General features: G+C 66.3%; 12 protein-coding genes. 5 read left to right on the top strand and 7 right to left on the bottom strand.

From position 1 onward, the window contains the following. Positions 1 to 295 precede the first annotated feature (295 nt). The 4 genes from ACP2WS_RS03520 to ACP2WS_RS03505 all read right to left on the bottom strand — a co-directional run bounded on the left by ACP2WS_RS03520 (position 296) and on the right by ACP2WS_RS03505 (position 3,371). Positions 296 to 958 carry a histidine phosphatase family protein gene (locus ACP2WS_RS03520; protein WP_426459517.1) on the bottom strand — a complete coding sequence of 221 codons (663 nt, stop codon included), beginning with the start codon at positions 956 to 958 and terminating at the stop codon, positions 296 to 298. A 38-nt stretch (positions 959 to 996) separates the two neighbouring features. Then, a complete protein-coding gene (gene ttcA, locus ACP2WS_RS03515) occupies positions 997 to 1,998 on the bottom strand; it encodes a tRNA 2-thiocytidine(32) synthetase TtcA (RefSeq protein ID WP_426459516.1) in 1,002 nt (333 codons plus the stop codon). Between the two features lie 154 nt (positions 1,999 to 2,152). Continuing rightward, positions 2,153 to 2,563: a dihydroneopterin aldolase gene (locus tag ACP2WS_RS03510; protein ID WP_374491514.1), complete on the bottom strand. Its 411-nt coding sequence runs from the start codon at positions 2,561 to 2,563 to the stop codon at positions 2,153 to 2,155. Further along, positions 2,538 to 3,371, bottom strand: coding sequence for an SDR family oxidoreductase (locus tag ACP2WS_RS03505; protein ID WP_426459515.1), 834 nt, complete (start codon positions 3,369 to 3,371; stop codon positions 2,538 to 2,540). Before ACP2WS_RS03505 ends, ACP2WS_RS03510 begins: the two co-directional genes overlap by 26 nt. A gap of 151 nt (positions 3,372 to 3,522) precedes the next feature. On the opposite strand from ACP2WS_RS03505, the gene ACP2WS_RS03500 reads away from it, so the two are divergent. Then, entirely contained in the window at positions 3,523 to 4,587 is a 1,065-nt protein-coding gene (locus ACP2WS_RS03500; protein ID WP_426459587.1) for a class I SAM-dependent methyltransferase, read from the top strand. A 25-nt stretch (positions 4,588 to 4,612) separates the two neighbouring features. Here the strand turns inward: ACP2WS_RS03500 and ACP2WS_RS03495 are convergent, their stop codons facing one another. From ACP2WS_RS03495 to ACP2WS_RS03485, 3 genes are all read right to left on the bottom strand, one after another. Then, positions 4,613 to 6,124 (bottom strand): sensor histidine kinase, encoded by a 1,512-nt coding sequence (locus ACP2WS_RS03495; protein WP_426459513.1) that lies wholly within the window; start codon positions 6,122 to 6,124, stop codon positions 4,613 to 4,615. An 83-nt stretch (positions 6,125 to 6,207) separates the two neighbouring features. Then, positions 6,208 to 6,909 (bottom strand): response regulator transcription factor, encoded by a 702-nt coding sequence (locus ACP2WS_RS03490; protein WP_374491508.1) that lies wholly within the window; start codon positions 6,907 to 6,909, stop codon positions 6,208 to 6,210. 503 nt (positions 6,910 to 7,412) lie between these two features. Continuing rightward, complete coding sequence (locus ACP2WS_RS03485; RefSeq protein WP_426459512.1) at positions 7,413 to 8,726, bottom strand: multifunctional CCA addition/repair protein; 1,314 nt, start codon at positions 8,724 to 8,726, stop codon at positions 7,413 to 7,415. 144 nt (positions 8,727 to 8,870) lie between these two features. Between ACP2WS_RS03485 and ACP2WS_RS03480 the strand changes: the two genes are divergently transcribed. From ACP2WS_RS03480 to phnE, 4 genes are all read left to right on the top strand, one after another. After that, positions 8,871 to 9,713: an enoyl-CoA hydratase gene (locus ACP2WS_RS03480; protein ID WP_426459511.1), complete on the top strand. Its 843-nt coding sequence runs from the start codon at positions 8,871 to 8,873 to the stop codon at positions 9,711 to 9,713. 275 nt (positions 9,714 to 9,988) lie between these two features. Then, positions 9,989 to 10,873, top strand: a complete 885-nt coding sequence (locus ACP2WS_RS03475) for a putative selenate ABC transporter substrate-binding protein (protein WP_374491501.1) — start codon at positions 9,989 to 9,991, stop codon at positions 10,871 to 10,873. Between the two features lie 36 nt (positions 10,874 to 10,909). After that, positions 10,910 to 11,773, top strand: coding sequence for a phosphonate ABC transporter ATP-binding protein (locus ACP2WS_RS03470; RefSeq protein ID WP_426459510.1), 864 nt, complete (start codon positions 10,910 to 10,912; stop codon positions 11,771 to 11,773). Between the two features lie 110 nt (positions 11,774 to 11,883). Next, the gene (phnE, locus tag ACP2WS_RS03465; RefSeq protein WP_426459586.1) at positions 11,884 to 13,389 is read left to right on the top strand and encodes a phosphonate ABC transporter, permease protein PhnE; all 1,506 of its coding nucleotides are present in this window, start codon (positions 11,884 to 11,886) and stop codon (positions 13,387 to 13,389) included. Positions 13,390 to 13,402 lie beyond the last annotated feature (13 nt).

The following is a 13,402-nucleotide window of genomic DNA, read 5'->3' as shown; positions in this document are numbered from 1 at the left end:
CCTGACAAGGGCGCTTCAGTGTCGATAAAGGAAGGATTGTCCCACGGAGCATGCCGTTGTGGGAGCCGAAGGGTCTGGAACCGGAGCCTGGAGCGCGAGGCGCTCGCTGAGGACGGTGGACAGAATTCCAGTTTGTCCACCTGGGCGGCCGGCGGTGTCGATGCACGACCGGGCCCCTGCACATTGGGCATGCAGCCTGAGCATGCCAAAAGCCGTGCCATTATCGCCCCTTGTGCCGTTTTTGACAAGATGCCCTCCTTTGCAGGGCAGAAGGGGTGGGCGAGCAGGCGGTGATTCAGCGCACGCTGCTGTCGTGCAGCGGGCCTTCGGCCATGTCGTCGAGGTGACGGGTGTCGCCCCAGCCTATGAGGGTAAGGCCATCGGGTGTCCAGAGCAGGCGGTTGATGGCGCAGTTGGGCAGGTACCAGGTGCGCGCAGCCTGCAGTCCCTGCCGCGTGGCAGCGCGGTACAGGATGTCGAGCACGCCACCGTGGCTGACGATGGCGACATGCTGGCCGTTGTGCCGCGCACCGATGGCGTTGACGGTGGCCACGATGCGCTCGCGCAGGGTGAGCAGGGATTCTCCGCCCTCCGGAGGCGTCCAGTCCGGGGTGCGCTTGCGCCAGTGCATCGAGTCCTGCGGGCGCTGCACCTCGAAATCGAGGAAGGTCATGCCCTCGATGCTGCCGAAGCCGCGTTCGCGCAGGGCGGGCAGCGGGGTGACGGGCGCCTGATGGGGGGCAGCGATGATGCGGGCGGTCTGTTCGGCCCGCTGCAGGTCGCTTGTGTAGACCGCGTGGATCGGGCTGTCGGCCAGGGCTTCCGCCAGGTGTTCGGCCTGGGCTACGCCTGTGGCATCGAGCGGAATGTCGGTGTGGCCCTGAATGCGGCGGGCGGCATTCCAGGCTGTTTCGCCATGGCGGATCACCAGCAGTCGGGTTGCAGCAGCGGCGGTCATGTTTCGATGGTCTCCTTGCGCAGCGAGCGCAGCCGTGTTCAGGCTCCGGGCTCTTCGCCTGTCCACCCAGCGGGACCGCGGGGAGTGGTTTCGGGGAGCTGGATCACGGAAGCGGCAGGGAAGGATTCTTCGTCGAAGGCCTTGTCGCCGTCGGCATCCGGGACGCCGGTGGTGCGCAGGTGCTCGAAGTCATGGAGGGCGCGGTCCATCAGGTGGCTCGGCACCACGTTCTGCATGGCGTGCAGGATGCGTTCGGTGCGGCCGGGGTATTCCTTTTCCCATTCGCGCAGCATGTGGCCGACCTGCTTGCGCTGCAGGTGTTCCTGGCTGCCGCACAGGTTGCAGGGGATGATGGGAAATTCGCGGTAGTCTGCCCAGCGCTGGGTGTCGGCCTCGCGCACGTAGGCCAGGGGACGGATGACCATGAACTCGCCGTTGTCGCTCACCAGCTTGGGCGGCATGCCCTTGAGCTTGGCGCCGAAGAACATGTTGAGGAAGAAGGTGGCAACGATGTCGTCGCGGTGGTGGCCGAGTGCGATCTTGTTGCAGCCGAGGCGGCGCGCCACCGTGTACAGGATGCCTCGGCGCAGGCGCGAGCACAGGCTGCACATGGTCTTGCCTTCGGGGATGAGGCGCTTGACCACGCTGTAGGTGTCCTGGGTCTCGATGTGGAAGGGCACGCCGGTGCCTTCGAGATAGGCGGGCAGGATGTCGGGCGGGAATCCGGGCTGCTTCTGGTCGAGGTTGACGGCCACGAGCTCGAAGCGCACCGGGGCGCGGCGCTGGAGCTTCTGCAGGATGTCGAGCAGGGTGTAGCTGTCCTTGCCGCCGCTCACGCAGACCATGACGCGGTCGCCTTCCTCGATCATGCGGTAGTCCACGATCGCCTGTCCGGTGAGGCGGCACAGGCGCTTTTCGAGCTTGTGCATCTCGCGCTTGCGGCGCGAGACAGCCGGATCGGCAGGAGCATCGGTGGAAGACACAGCCGCATCGGGGCCGGTCACGGGGGCATCGGGGAGATCAAGGGAAAGGTCGGACATGGTCACAGGCACGCAGGAAAGGAACAGCACTGCGCTGAGGGGAGCGCAGCCGGGGCACGGACAGGCGATCGGGCTTCGGTGGCATTGTAAGAGCCCGATCCCGACCCCGCAGCGGGCGGGAAATGGGGACGAAAAGACAAAAGGGGGCTGGGGGTCAGGCCTCGGCTGCCGGCTTGAGCATGAACACCTCCACTCCCACGGCATCGCAGTCGGGGTATACGTCGGGCTTTTCGGTGGAGACGCGCACAGCCTGCACCTTGGGGTGCTGCAGCAGCGTGCGGGCCACGTCGTCGCAGAGGGTTTCCTGCAGCTCGATGTGTCCCGAGCCCACGCGGGCGGCGATGGTGCGGCGGATGAAGTCGTAGTCCACCACTTCGTGGATGCGGTCGGCCCGGGGAGTGGACTGGCTCAGGAGCACGTACATGTCGACGTTGACGCGCACGCGCTGCGGTCCACGCTTCTCGAATTCGTGCACGCCGATGTTGATGTGCACGTCGTAGTTGCGCAGGAACAGGCGGCGGCAGGTCAGGGCGAGGGTTTCAGTCCAGCTTTGGGGGGAGGTCATGATGGGAGAGATGGGATTGGAGCAGGTCGTCGACCACGAACATGATGTCGCGTGGCAGGGGCAGCAGGTGCTGGCCATTGTCCACGCACAGGGTGCTGCCGGTGATGGCGGGATTTTCCGCCAGAAACAGGCAGGCCCGCGCCACATCGGCCGGGTCGAGCGGGCGCCGCATGAGGTTGGCCTGGCGGGCGGCGGCAAAGTTGGCTTCGCTCTGGGGGCCGCTCACGAGCATCAGCCCGGGTGCCACTCCGCAGATGCGGGCACGCGGGGCCAGGGCCTGCGCCTGCAGGGATACAGCACGCTCCAGCGCGAGCTTGCTCACGGTGTAGCTGAAGTAATCGGGGTTGAGGTTATACACCTTCTGGTCGAGGATGTGGATGGCCACGCAGCTGCCGGCGGGCGCATCGTCGGGATGGGTGGCGGCCATGCGGCGGGCCAGGTCGAGCGGAGCCACCAGGTTCACTTCGAGCTGGCGGCGGGTGAGGGGGGCCGTGAAGTCGTCCCCGGTATCCGGCTCGAACAGCGAGGCGTTGTTGACCACGGCCTGCAGGGGGCCATGGGCGGCCTGCAGACGGGCGATCAGGTCGGCACGCTGGGTGGCATCGGCAAGGTCGGCCTGCACCGGTTCCACGGTGTGGCCCTCTGCGACCAGGCGCTCCTGCAGCGCATGGGCCTCGTCTGCGCTGCGCTGGTAGTGGCACCATACTTTCCAGCCAGCGCGGGCAAAGGTGGAGCACAGCACGGCACCCAGACGCACGGCGCCGCCGGTGATGAGAACATGGGGAGGGGCATGCAGGGCAGAAGACATGCCGCGATTATGCGGGGTGCGGCAGACACGGCGCGGCGGGTGAGGCGAAGGGTGGTAGATTCGCGGGATGTCGTCGTTCTCGCCTGCTTCTTCCTCCCTTTCTCCCTCTGTGTCTTCTTCCGGTGCCGCCGTGCCCGAGCTGCAGCAGCTCATGCGCGAGGAGGCACGCCGTGCAGGGGGCTGGCTGTCGTTCGAGCAGTTCATGCATCTCGCGCTCTATGCGCCCGGGCTGGGGTATTACGCCCATGACAGCGCCAAGCTGGGCAGGCTCCCGGACGACGGCAGCGATTTCGTGACGGCGCCCGAGCTCAGTGCGCTGTTTGGGCAGACGCTGGCTGTACAGGTGGCTGAGGCACTCGTGCGCACGGGTACCCGCGAGCTGTGGGAGTTCGGCGCCGGCAGCGGAGCCCTGGCGGAACAGGTGCTCGATGCGCTGCAGACGCAGGGGGTGGAAGTGACCGCCTACCACATCGTGGATGTGTCGGCGAGCCTGCGGGAGCGTCAGCAGAAGCGGCTCGCACGGTTCGGCGACCGGGTGTGCTGGGAGCGGGAGCTGCCGGCCCGCATGGAAGGGGTCGTGCTGGGCAATGAGGTGCTTGACGCCATGCCGGTGCGGCTTCTCGCGCGCACCGGGGGTCTATGGCACGAGCGGGGCGTTGTCTGGGGCGAGGGCACGGCCAGCTGGCGGTGGAGCGACCGCCTGACCGATGCGCGCCCACCCTGCGAGGTGCCGGGCAGTGGGGACTATGTGACGGAGATTCACCCCCAGGCCGAGGCTTTCATCGCGACGCTGGGGCGCCATCTGGTGCGCGGGGCGGCCTTTTTCATCGACTACGGCTTCGGTGAGGGGGAGTATTACCATCCGCAGCGTCACATGGGCACGGTGATGTGCCATCAGGCCCATCGTGCCGATGATGATCCGCTGGTGGCCGTGGGAGCCAAGGACATCACGGCGCATGTCGACTTCACGGGCATCGCCGTGGCAGCACAGAACGCAGGCTTCGAGCTGCTGGGCTATACCACGCAGGCCTGGTTTCTGCTCAATGGAGGCATGGCGCAGCGCATGGAGGCGGCGTCCCTGCCCGAACGCGCCATGGCGCAGAAGCTTCTCATGGAGCACGAGATGGGGGAGCTGTTCAAGGTGATCGGGCTGTGCCGGGGTGAGCCCTGGCCAGCCGTCGGCTTTGCGCGCGGAGACCGCACCCGCATGCTCTGATTCTGGGCATGGGGCGCCTTGGCTTTCAGCTGTCGGCCGGGGTGATGGGGCGCAGTCCGGCGGCGCGGCTCACGGCGTGGCGCCAGCGGGTATCCGGGATCGAGGAGTCCTCCATGCCCGAGGCGGTTTTGCCAAATACGGGGATCGCCATGGAAATGCGCAGGCCATGCGGGGTGAGGAGCCTGGCTCCTACCGTGGCCCGGTGCAGATCGGCCACCCGCCTGACCAGTGCCAGCCCCAGTCCGCAGCCGCCCGGCATGTTTTCATCCGCACGCCAGAAGCGCTCGAACAGCTTGCTGAGCGATTCAGGCGGTACGCCCGGACCGTTGTCCTCGACTTCCAGCAGCACGCAGGGCACGGGGTTTTCCACGGTCGGCATCCAGTCCATGGCCGGAGCAGACACCTTGACGGTGACGAGGGTGCCGGGGCCGGTGTAGTGGATGGCGTTGTCGATCATGTTGCCCAGTGCCTCGCACATCAGGGTGGGGTTGCCCCATACCCTGGCGTGTTCGTCCCCCTCGTAGCCCAGATCGACGGCGCTTTTCCAGGCCCGGTCGTTCCATTCGGAGGCGACCTTGCGGGCCAGTTCGGCCAGGTCATAGTGTTCCATGCGGCAGCTCGCGGATCCTTCCGTGCGGGCCAGTGCCAGCATCTGCTGCACCAGGTGGGCGCTGCGCTGGGCGGCGTTATGCATCTTCACGATGCGCTGGCGCATCTTTTCTGGGTCATTTTCGTTGAGCGCCAGCTCGGCCTGGCTGATGAGGCCGGCCATGGGCGTGCGGAGCTGGTGCGCGGCGTCGCCGATGAAGCGTTTCTCGCTGTTGACGTTGTTCTGCGCCTGGCTGAGCAGGTGGTTGAGTGCACGCAGCACGGCACGCACTTCGCGCGGGGCCTCGCGCATCACCACAGGGTGCAGGCTGCCTCCCGGTACGCCCTTGATCTCGCGGACCAGGCGCTGCAGGGGGCTGAGCTTGCGGCGGATGCTCCAGGCCAGCACCAGACTCTGCACGACTGCCACCACGAGCAGCGGCACCATCAGGAAGGTGACCAGCCGTGCTGCATAGGCATTGGAGAGGGCATCGGGCCGGGCCATGACAATTTCCAGCGAGTCACGGCCGCCCGACAGAGGAACACGCACGCAGGCCATCCGCCAGCTCTCTCCGTCGATGAACACGGTCGAGTGACGCACCTGACGGTCTGCAGGCGTATGGGCGATTGCCTGTTTCTGGTTCGAGGGCAGGGCAAGGTCTCCCGTGGAGCTGCCGTCCGACAGCCGGGTGACCCGATAGAGAAAGCGATGGGTGGCAGTGGTGGCGCGGAGAATGCTGATGGTGTCTCCGAGCGAAAGAAGGCCGCTGTTGAAGAGCTCGGCCCGCTGGGCCAGCGCCTGCAGCTGCCGTTCCTGAATATGGTCGATCTCGTTGCGCATGAACCAGAGCGCCACCACCGAAAAGCTCAGCAGACCCGCCAGCCAGATCAGAACCTGGGAAATCACCAGACAGCGCAGCAGACTCTGCAGGATGGACGAGCGTTTCATGGCAGCAGGAGCTATGGCACAGAACCCGCGAACGGGAAGGACGGAAAATGGCAGCAAGGGCAGGCATTTTCCGCCATGGGAGGCTATTCCGTCACCTGCAGGGTATATCCCAGCCCGCGCACATTGCGGATCTGGATGGTCGAGCTGGCGAGCTTGCGGCGCAGGCGATGGATGTATACCTCCAGTGCGTTCGAGCCGCCTGCGGTGGAGGGAGCCTCGCTGTCGTGCTGCCAGACGGCCATCACATCTTCGCGGCTGATGACCTGCCCCTTGCGTGCCACGAGCAGGGACAGCAGCGCCCATTCCCGCTGTGTGAGGTCGAGCGCCTCGTCACCCAGCCAGGCCAGGGGAAGCTGCGAGTCGAGGCGCAGCAGCCGGCCATGTCCTGCCGTGACCTCCAGGCTGCCCACAAAGGCCGGCAGCCGCGAGCGGCGCAGCAGGGCTGCCACGCGGGCCTGCAGTTCCTTCATGTCGAAGGGCTTGGCGAGGTAGTCGTCCGCACCGGCATTGAGGCCGGACACGCGGTCGTCGATGTCGTCCCGAGCGGTCAGGATCATGATCGGCAGTGCCCCGAAACGCTGCCGTGCCCACTTGAGCAGGCTCAGACCATCGAGGACGGGCAGACCCAGATCGAGCAGCACGCCATCGAAGCGCTGCAGCTCCATCAGCTGCTGCGCCTGCAGTCCGTCGGCTGCCACGGTCACGCTGTGCCCGGCATGGGCAAGCTGGTCTTTGAGCGCATCGCGCAGCAGGGCATCGTCTTCGACAATCAATAGATGGGACATGAGGCAAACAAGGTTTCTACATTCGGCAGTGCCTGACTGTCGTCCGTTGGCCCTCCGGGCAACAGACGTGCGCAATGCATGCCAGAGATCACCCAAGCCTGCGCCCTTGCCCTTACCTCCGCATCCTGAGAAACAGCGGCCGGACGAGATCAGGCTCCGGGCATCCCGGCCTGAGCACCAGGTGTGATGGCAGTGCAGGAACTTCCGTCAAACGCCGTCATGCATGCGCCTCGTTTGGGGAAATCCCGCATATCTCGATCCACTTTGACAAAAAGGACGCAAGTATGCATCGAAATATGCTGCCAACCCGCATATTTTGCGCTTATTTCAGCAATAAATATGCTTGCACGCAACGTTGAGAGGCATAACTTCGCTCGCCTGCACGTTTCTTGCAAGCCCTGGCAACATTTCTGCAACGAAACACGGGTAACCTCAGCCGTCCTGCGCTGTGTGCGGTGGCTGCAGGGGAGGCGGGCGAGCAAGCCCGTCAAGGAAGATCGCCTTCAGCCTGCGGCAGGCGGACGGTCAGGGGATGGCAGCTGGTCGGTCAGCAGATGCACGCGTGCCGCTGTCAGCCGCTCGCGGATGCACGCGCCCAGCGGCCGTGCAGGGGCCTCCGGGGCTGCCATTTCGCGCTGCACGGTGCGTGCAAGGGCGCCGGCATCGAGCGTCAGGAGAATGCCCAGGGCGTCTAGCAGATAGCGTCCCTGTGGGTAGTCATCTTCGGCATGCCCCTGGCGTCCCCGTGCGTCGCAGGCACAGGCGAGCACGATGGAGCGGAAGCGCTGCGGCTGCCGGAAGGCATCGCAGCGTTCCAGCAGGGCGACGAGATCTGCCGGCGTGCTGTGCAGACAGCCGTGAATGTGGCCATGCTCCCGGGTCACGACCTCGGCCAGTTCGCGGCAGTGCACCGGAACCCGCAGCCGCTGGCTGAGGATGCGCACGCGCACCAGACCGGCGGCCTCGTGACCGGGATGGTGGGGCCACGCCGTGCGGGGCGTGTCGGCCTTGCCCAGGTCGTGACACAGGCAGGCATAGCGCACTTCCAGTGGAGCTCCCAGACGGGCGGCCATGTCGATCACGCGCATGACGTGCAGGCCAGTGTCGATCTCGGGATGATGCTGTGCGCTCTGCGGCACACCCCACAGGGCATCGAGCTCGGGCAGGATGCGGGCCAGTGCACCGCAGGCACGCAGCACCTCGAACATGCGCGAAGGTGCACTTTCCATCAACCCTCGGCTGACTTCCTGCCAGACCCGTTCGGGCACCAGGTGATCCACCTCGCCCCCAGCCACCATGTCGCGCATCAGGGCCATGGTTTCCGGTGCAATCGAGAAGTCGGTGAAGCGTGCCGCAAATCGTGCGATCCGCAGGATGCGCACAGGGTCTTCCGCAAAGGCGGCTGTCACATGGCGCAGGATGCGCGCTTCCAGGTCGCGCTGGCCACCGTAGGGGTCGATGAGTCGCCCCTGTGCATCGGAGGCAATGGCATTGATGGTGAGGTCGCGCCGCGCCAGATCCTCTTCGAGCGTCACCTCGGGCGAGGCGTGCACGGCAAAACCGCGGTAGCCGTGCGCCGTCTTGCGCTCGGTGCGGGCCAGGGCATATTCTTCCTGCGTGTCCGGGTGCAGGAAGACCGGAAAATCCTTGCCGACGGGGCGGAAGCCCCGGGCCACCATGGCTTCGGGCGTGGATCCCACCACCACCCAGTCGCGGTCTTTCTGCGGCAGGCCCAGCAGGGCATCGCGCACGGCACCCCCCACGACATAGACCTGAAGAAGCGGGGTGGACGAGGAGGCAGAGAGAGAATCGATCATGGAACGATGGTACCGGACATCGTCCAGGCCCCACGCTGCATGTCTGTTGCGGCAAGGGCTGGGGTGGTGTTTCCACCAGAGAGGAAGGGCCCGGGCGTGCGCTATGGTGGGGGTTCCTCCTTCCCTGGCCTCCGGAACCTGTCCATGCCCCTCGAAGACGCTTCTCTTTCTTCCCCGCCGCAGTCCGATGTGTCGCCTCCCTGGGTCGAACGACAGATCCGGGACGGCATCTGCACCCTGTGGCTCAACCGGCCACTTCAGTACAACGTGCTGAGCGAGGGCATGCTCGATGCGCTCGATGCCGCGTTCAGGGATGTGGCGGCCGATCCCGGCATCCGCTGCGTGGTGCTCGCCGCACGGGGCAAGGCATTTTCCGCCGGGCATGACCTGCGCGAGATGCGGGCACAGTACCGGCTCGACTACTACCGGCGGCTTTTTGCACGCTGCTCGGCCACGATGCAGACCCTCATGGCACTGCCCGTGCCGGTGATTGCCCGGGTGCAGGGCATAGCCACGGCCGCCGGGTGCCAGCTGGTGGCGAGCTGCGATCTGGCCGTCGCGTCGGAGTCGGCACGCTTTGCCGTCTCCGGCATCCGGGTGGGGCTGTTCTGTGCCACGCCTGCGGTGGCACTGAGTCGCAATGTGGGAACCAAGCGTGCCTTCGACATGCTCAGCACAGGGCGCTTCATCGACGCCGCCACGGCCGAGGACTGGGGGCTCGTCAACCGCGCCGTGCCCGACGAGCAGCTCGACGAGGCCGTGGCTTTCTACACCACGCAGCTGTGTGCCAGGAGCCCGGCAGCCCTGCGACGGGGCAAGGCCATGTTCTATCGCCAGCGCCAGATGCCCCTGCAGGAAGCCTATGCCTTTGCAGCCGAGGCCATGGCCCACAACATGATGGAAGCCGATGCGGCCGAAGGCATCGATGCCTTCTTCGAGCAGCGCACACCGGTATGGGGACAGCCGAACGGGGGCTCCAGGCGCTGACAGGGCCACAACAGCCTGCTGGACGAGTCCCTGGCCCTTGGGCCAGGGTTGCCAGCCGCCTGCAGAGCATGCAGGTGGACGGGGAAGAGCCCATGGGCAGGTCAGGTGCTGTACGGTGTGCTGCACGGGATGGCCAGCCTTTTTATAATTCCCCCCGGTCTTGGGCCCGGAGTCCGCCATCGGAACATGGGTGCAACATCGCTGGTTTTTTCTTCTTCGCGTAAGCCGTCCGGGATCCGCCGGATGGTGGCTGTCGTCCAAAACGGAGTCCTTCCATGTCCTTTTCCGCATCGCGCCGCCAGGCGCTGCTGGGCAGCGCTGCCCTTGCCTGTGCTTCCCTGACTTCCCTTGCTGCGGCGCCTGCCGTGGCCGCACCCAATGTGCTGCGTGTGTCGGCCATTCCCGACGAATCTCCCACCGAGCTGCAGCGCAAGTTCGCCCCTCTCGGCAAGTATCTCGAAGCCCAGACCGGCATGAAAGTGCAGTTCGTCCCGGTGTCCGACTATGCGGGTGTCGTCGAGGCGCTGGCCACCCATCGGCTCGACATGGCCTGGCTGGGCGGCTTCACCTTCGTGCAGGCCCGTCTGCGCACCCACGGCAAGGTGGTGCCCATCGTGCAGCGCGCGGAAGACGCCAAGTTCACCTCCCGTTTCATCACCACCGACCCTGCGGTGCACAAGCTCTCCGACCTCCGGGGCAAGACCTTCGTCTTCGGTGCGCCTTCCTCCACGTCGGGCAGCCTGATGCCGCGCTATTACCTGCAGCAGGCCGGCATCCATCCCGAAAAGGATTTCAAGACGGTTGCCTATTCCGGCGCCCATGACGCCACCGTGGCCTATGTGGCTGCAGGCAAGGCCCAGGCCGGCGTGCTCAACACGTCGGTATGGAGCAAGCTGGTGGAAGAGAAGAAGGTCGATCCGGCCAAGGTGCGCGTGTTCTACACCACGCCTCCCTACCATGACTACAACTGGACCGTGCGCAGCGATCTGAGCCCGGCGCTGATCCAGAAGATCACGCACGCCTTCCTGCAGCTCAATCCCGCACGCCCCGCGGATCGCCAGATCATGGAGCTGCAGCGGGCCAGCAAGTTCATTCCCACCACGTCCTCGAACTACGACACCATCGAGAAAGCCGCGCGCAGTGCCGGCCTGCTGAAGTAAGCCATGGGCACGGGGCACTCCCCGGCGTCCGATCCTGTGGCCTCTCAGACTCCCGCCTTCCAGCTGGAAGGAGTGGGGCTGACGCGGGCCAACGGCTATCGGGCCCTGGACGGGATCACGCTGGCAGGGCGACGCGGCGAATGCATCGCCCTCATCGGGCCCTCCGGAGCCGGCAAAACCACACTCCTGTCCGTGCTCGGCACGGCACAGGTGCCGACCGACGGAGCGGTGAGGGTGCTGGGGCAGGCTGTGCCTGCAGGCGCTTCCGACCGGCGCCTGCGCGCTCTGCGCAGTGCGATCGGCATGGTGCACCAGGCGCCTCCGCTGCCGCCGCGTCAGCGCGTGGTCACGGCGGTGCTGGCGGGCCGGCTGGGCCTCTGGCCCTGGTGGAAGTCACTGGCTTCGCTGCTGTATCCCCTCGACATCGCCGGCGCGCGAGCCGTGCTCGACCGTGTGGGACTGGCCGATCGGCTCTTCGTGCGCTGCTCCCAGCTCTCGGGAGGGCAGCTGCAGCGTGTGGGCATTGCCCGCGTTCTCTATCAGGAGCCTGCGCTTTTGCTGGCCGATGAGCCGGTATCGGCACTCGATCCCGTGCTTGCGCGGGCCACAGTTGACCTGCTGGTGCAGGAAGCGCGTGCGCGCGGCGTGACGCTGGTAGCGAGTCTGCATGCCGTGGATCTGGCGCTGGACCGATTCGACCGGGTGATCGGACTGCGTGCCGGTCGGGTGCAGTTCGACCTGCCGGCTGCAGCCGTCGATGCGGCACGGCTGCAGGCGCTGTATGCCACCGAGGCTTCGACCACCACGCTTCCTGCCCCGATGGCGGAGGGGGCTGTCGATGGCAGCGATGCTTTCGTGTGTGATGGCGGTGCCGCCGCCGCTTTGCCGCCATGCTGTTGAATTCTCCTTCTTCCCCCCAGCCGGCTGGGTCGAGTCTGACGCCTGCCCATTCTTCGGCGCAGCGCGACCCCGATGCCTGGCGGCGTCTGCTGGGGCTGGTCATCGGGGCGATGGTGCTCTGGCCGCTGTGGCGAGGGGCGCATATCCGGCCTGCAGACCTGTTCGATCCCGCCAATGTCCAGGCCATGGGGCATTTTCTGTCCGGGTTTCTTCCGCCCGACGTCAGCCCCGACTTCCGTGATCTGCTGTGGCAGTCCACCCTGCAGACATTGGCCATCGCCAGCTGCGGCATGCTGGGGGCCTGGCTGCTGGCGGTTCCCCTGGCCTATGTCGTGACGGCAGCCGCCCGGACGCGCTTCACGCTCCACCCTTTCAGCCGGGCCCTGCTCACCATCTTGCGGGGCGTGCCGGAACTGGTCTGGGCGCTGCTGTTCGTGCGCATCTTCGGGCTGGGGCCGGCGGCCGGCGTACTGGCGCTGGCGCTCACCTATGGCGGCATGCTGGCCAAGGTGTATGCCGACATTCTGGAGTCGATCCCGCCGCAGCGCGCGCTGGTGCTGCGCCATGCAGGAGCGCCCCGCAGCATGGCGCTGCTGTACGGTCTGCTTCCGCAGGCGTCGCGCGAGCTGGTCTCCTACACCGTCTATCGCTGGGAGTGCGCCATTCGCGCCTCGGTGGTCATGGGCTTCGTGGGCGCCGGCGGTCTGGGGCAACTCATGGATCAGGCCATGAAGATGCTCGACGGCGGACAGGCCGCCAGCATCCTGCTGGCCTTCATGGTTCTGGTGCTGATGGCCGATCTGGTCTCCCTGATCCTGCGTCGCTGGATGGATGCCCCCGCGCAGCCGCGTGCCTGGCCCATCGGCTGGCGTACCCTGGTGTCCCTGGGGGTCATCGGCTGGGGTCTGGTGGCGAGCTATCGGTTCCTGGAGCTCGATCCGGCTCCCCTGTGGAGTGCGGATGCCGCGCAGTCGGTGCAGGAATTCCTGACCGGGTTCTTTCCGCCCGATCTCTCGGCAGACTGGATGCGGCAGATAGTCAAGGCCACGTGGGAAACGCTGGCCATGTCCGTCATGGGGACACTGATTGCCGCAGTGATCGGGTTCGGACTGGCCTTGCTGCGCAGACAGCGGGGCTGGATGGGAGCTCCGCTGGCCGTGACCCTGTGCAACATCCTGCGTTCCGTACCCGAGGTGGTCTGGGCCACGCTCACCGTGCTGGCTGCAGGACTGGGGGCCTTTGCCGGCACCCTGGCCCTGGCGCTGCACACGGCTGGAGTGCTCGGACGCCTGTATGGAGAAGCCCTGCAAAACGCGACCCCGCAGCCTGCGCAGGCCCTGCGGGACAGCGGTGCGGGCGGCGGCATGGCCTTTCTGTATGGCACCTGGCCGGGAGTATCGGCGCAGCTCATGTCCTATACCCTCTACCGCTGGGAGATGAATATCCGCATGGCGGCAGTGCTGGGCTTCGTGGGGGCGGGGGGACTGGGGCAGCAGCTCTATGTCGAGCTCTCGCTGTTCCACCAGGATCGGGCCTGCACGGTCATCATGGCCATGCTGGCGCTGTCCATTCTGGTCGACGGACTCAGCACCTGGCTGCGCAGGCGCCTTGTCTGAAGGCGAGGCCTCC

This window comes from Brachymonas moutaii (nom. illeg.) (assembly GCF_049977365.1).
In the GTDB taxonomy this organism is placed as follows: Bacteria; Pseudomonadota; Gammaproteobacteria; order Burkholderiales; family Burkholderiaceae_C; genus Brachymonas.
This window is presented reverse-complemented; position numbering and strand designations above follow the sequence as displayed.

Excerpts from the sequence above, each read along its gene's own strand:
- ACP2WS_RS03520 (WP_426459517.1), bottom strand. The coding sequence starts at position 958 with ATGACCGCCGCTGCTGCAACCCGACTGCTGGTGATCCGCCATGGCGAA.
- ttcA (WP_426459516.1), bottom strand. The coding sequence starts at position 1,998 with ATGTCCGACCTTTCCCTTGATCTCCCCGATGCCCCCGTGACCGGCCCC.
- ACP2WS_RS03510 (WP_374491514.1), bottom strand. The coding sequence starts at position 2,563 with ATGACCTCCCCCCAAAGCTGGACTGAAACCCTCGCCCTGACCTGCCGC.
- ACP2WS_RS03505 (WP_426459515.1), bottom strand. The coding sequence starts at position 3,371 with ATGTCTTCTGCCCTGCATGCCCCTCCCCATGTTCTCATCACCGGCGGC.
- ACP2WS_RS03500 (WP_426459587.1), top strand. The coding sequence starts at position 3,523 with ATGCGCGAGGAGGCACGCCGTGCAGGGGGCTGGCTGTCGTTCGAGCAG.
- ACP2WS_RS03495 (WP_426459513.1), bottom strand. The coding sequence starts at position 6,124 with ATGAAACGCTCGTCCATCCTGCAGAGTCTGCTGCGCTGTCTGGTGATT.
- ACP2WS_RS03490 (WP_374491508.1), bottom strand. The coding sequence starts at position 6,909 with ATGTCCCATCTATTGATTGTCGAAGACGATGCCCTGCTGCGCGATGCG.
- ACP2WS_RS03485 (WP_426459512.1), bottom strand. The coding sequence starts at position 8,726 with ATGATCGATTCTCTCTCTGCCTCCTCGTCCACCCCGCTTCTTCAGGTC.
- ACP2WS_RS03480 (WP_426459511.1), top strand. The coding sequence starts at position 8,871 with ATGCCCCTCGAAGACGCTTCTCTTTCTTCCCCGCCGCAGTCCGATGTG.
- ACP2WS_RS03475 (WP_374491501.1), top strand. The coding sequence starts at position 9,989 with ATGTCCTTTTCCGCATCGCGCCGCCAGGCGCTGCTGGGCAGCGCTGCC.
- phnE (WP_426459586.1), top strand. The coding sequence starts at position 11,884 with ATGGTGCTCTGGCCGCTGTGGCGAGGGGCGCATATCCGGCCTGCAGAC.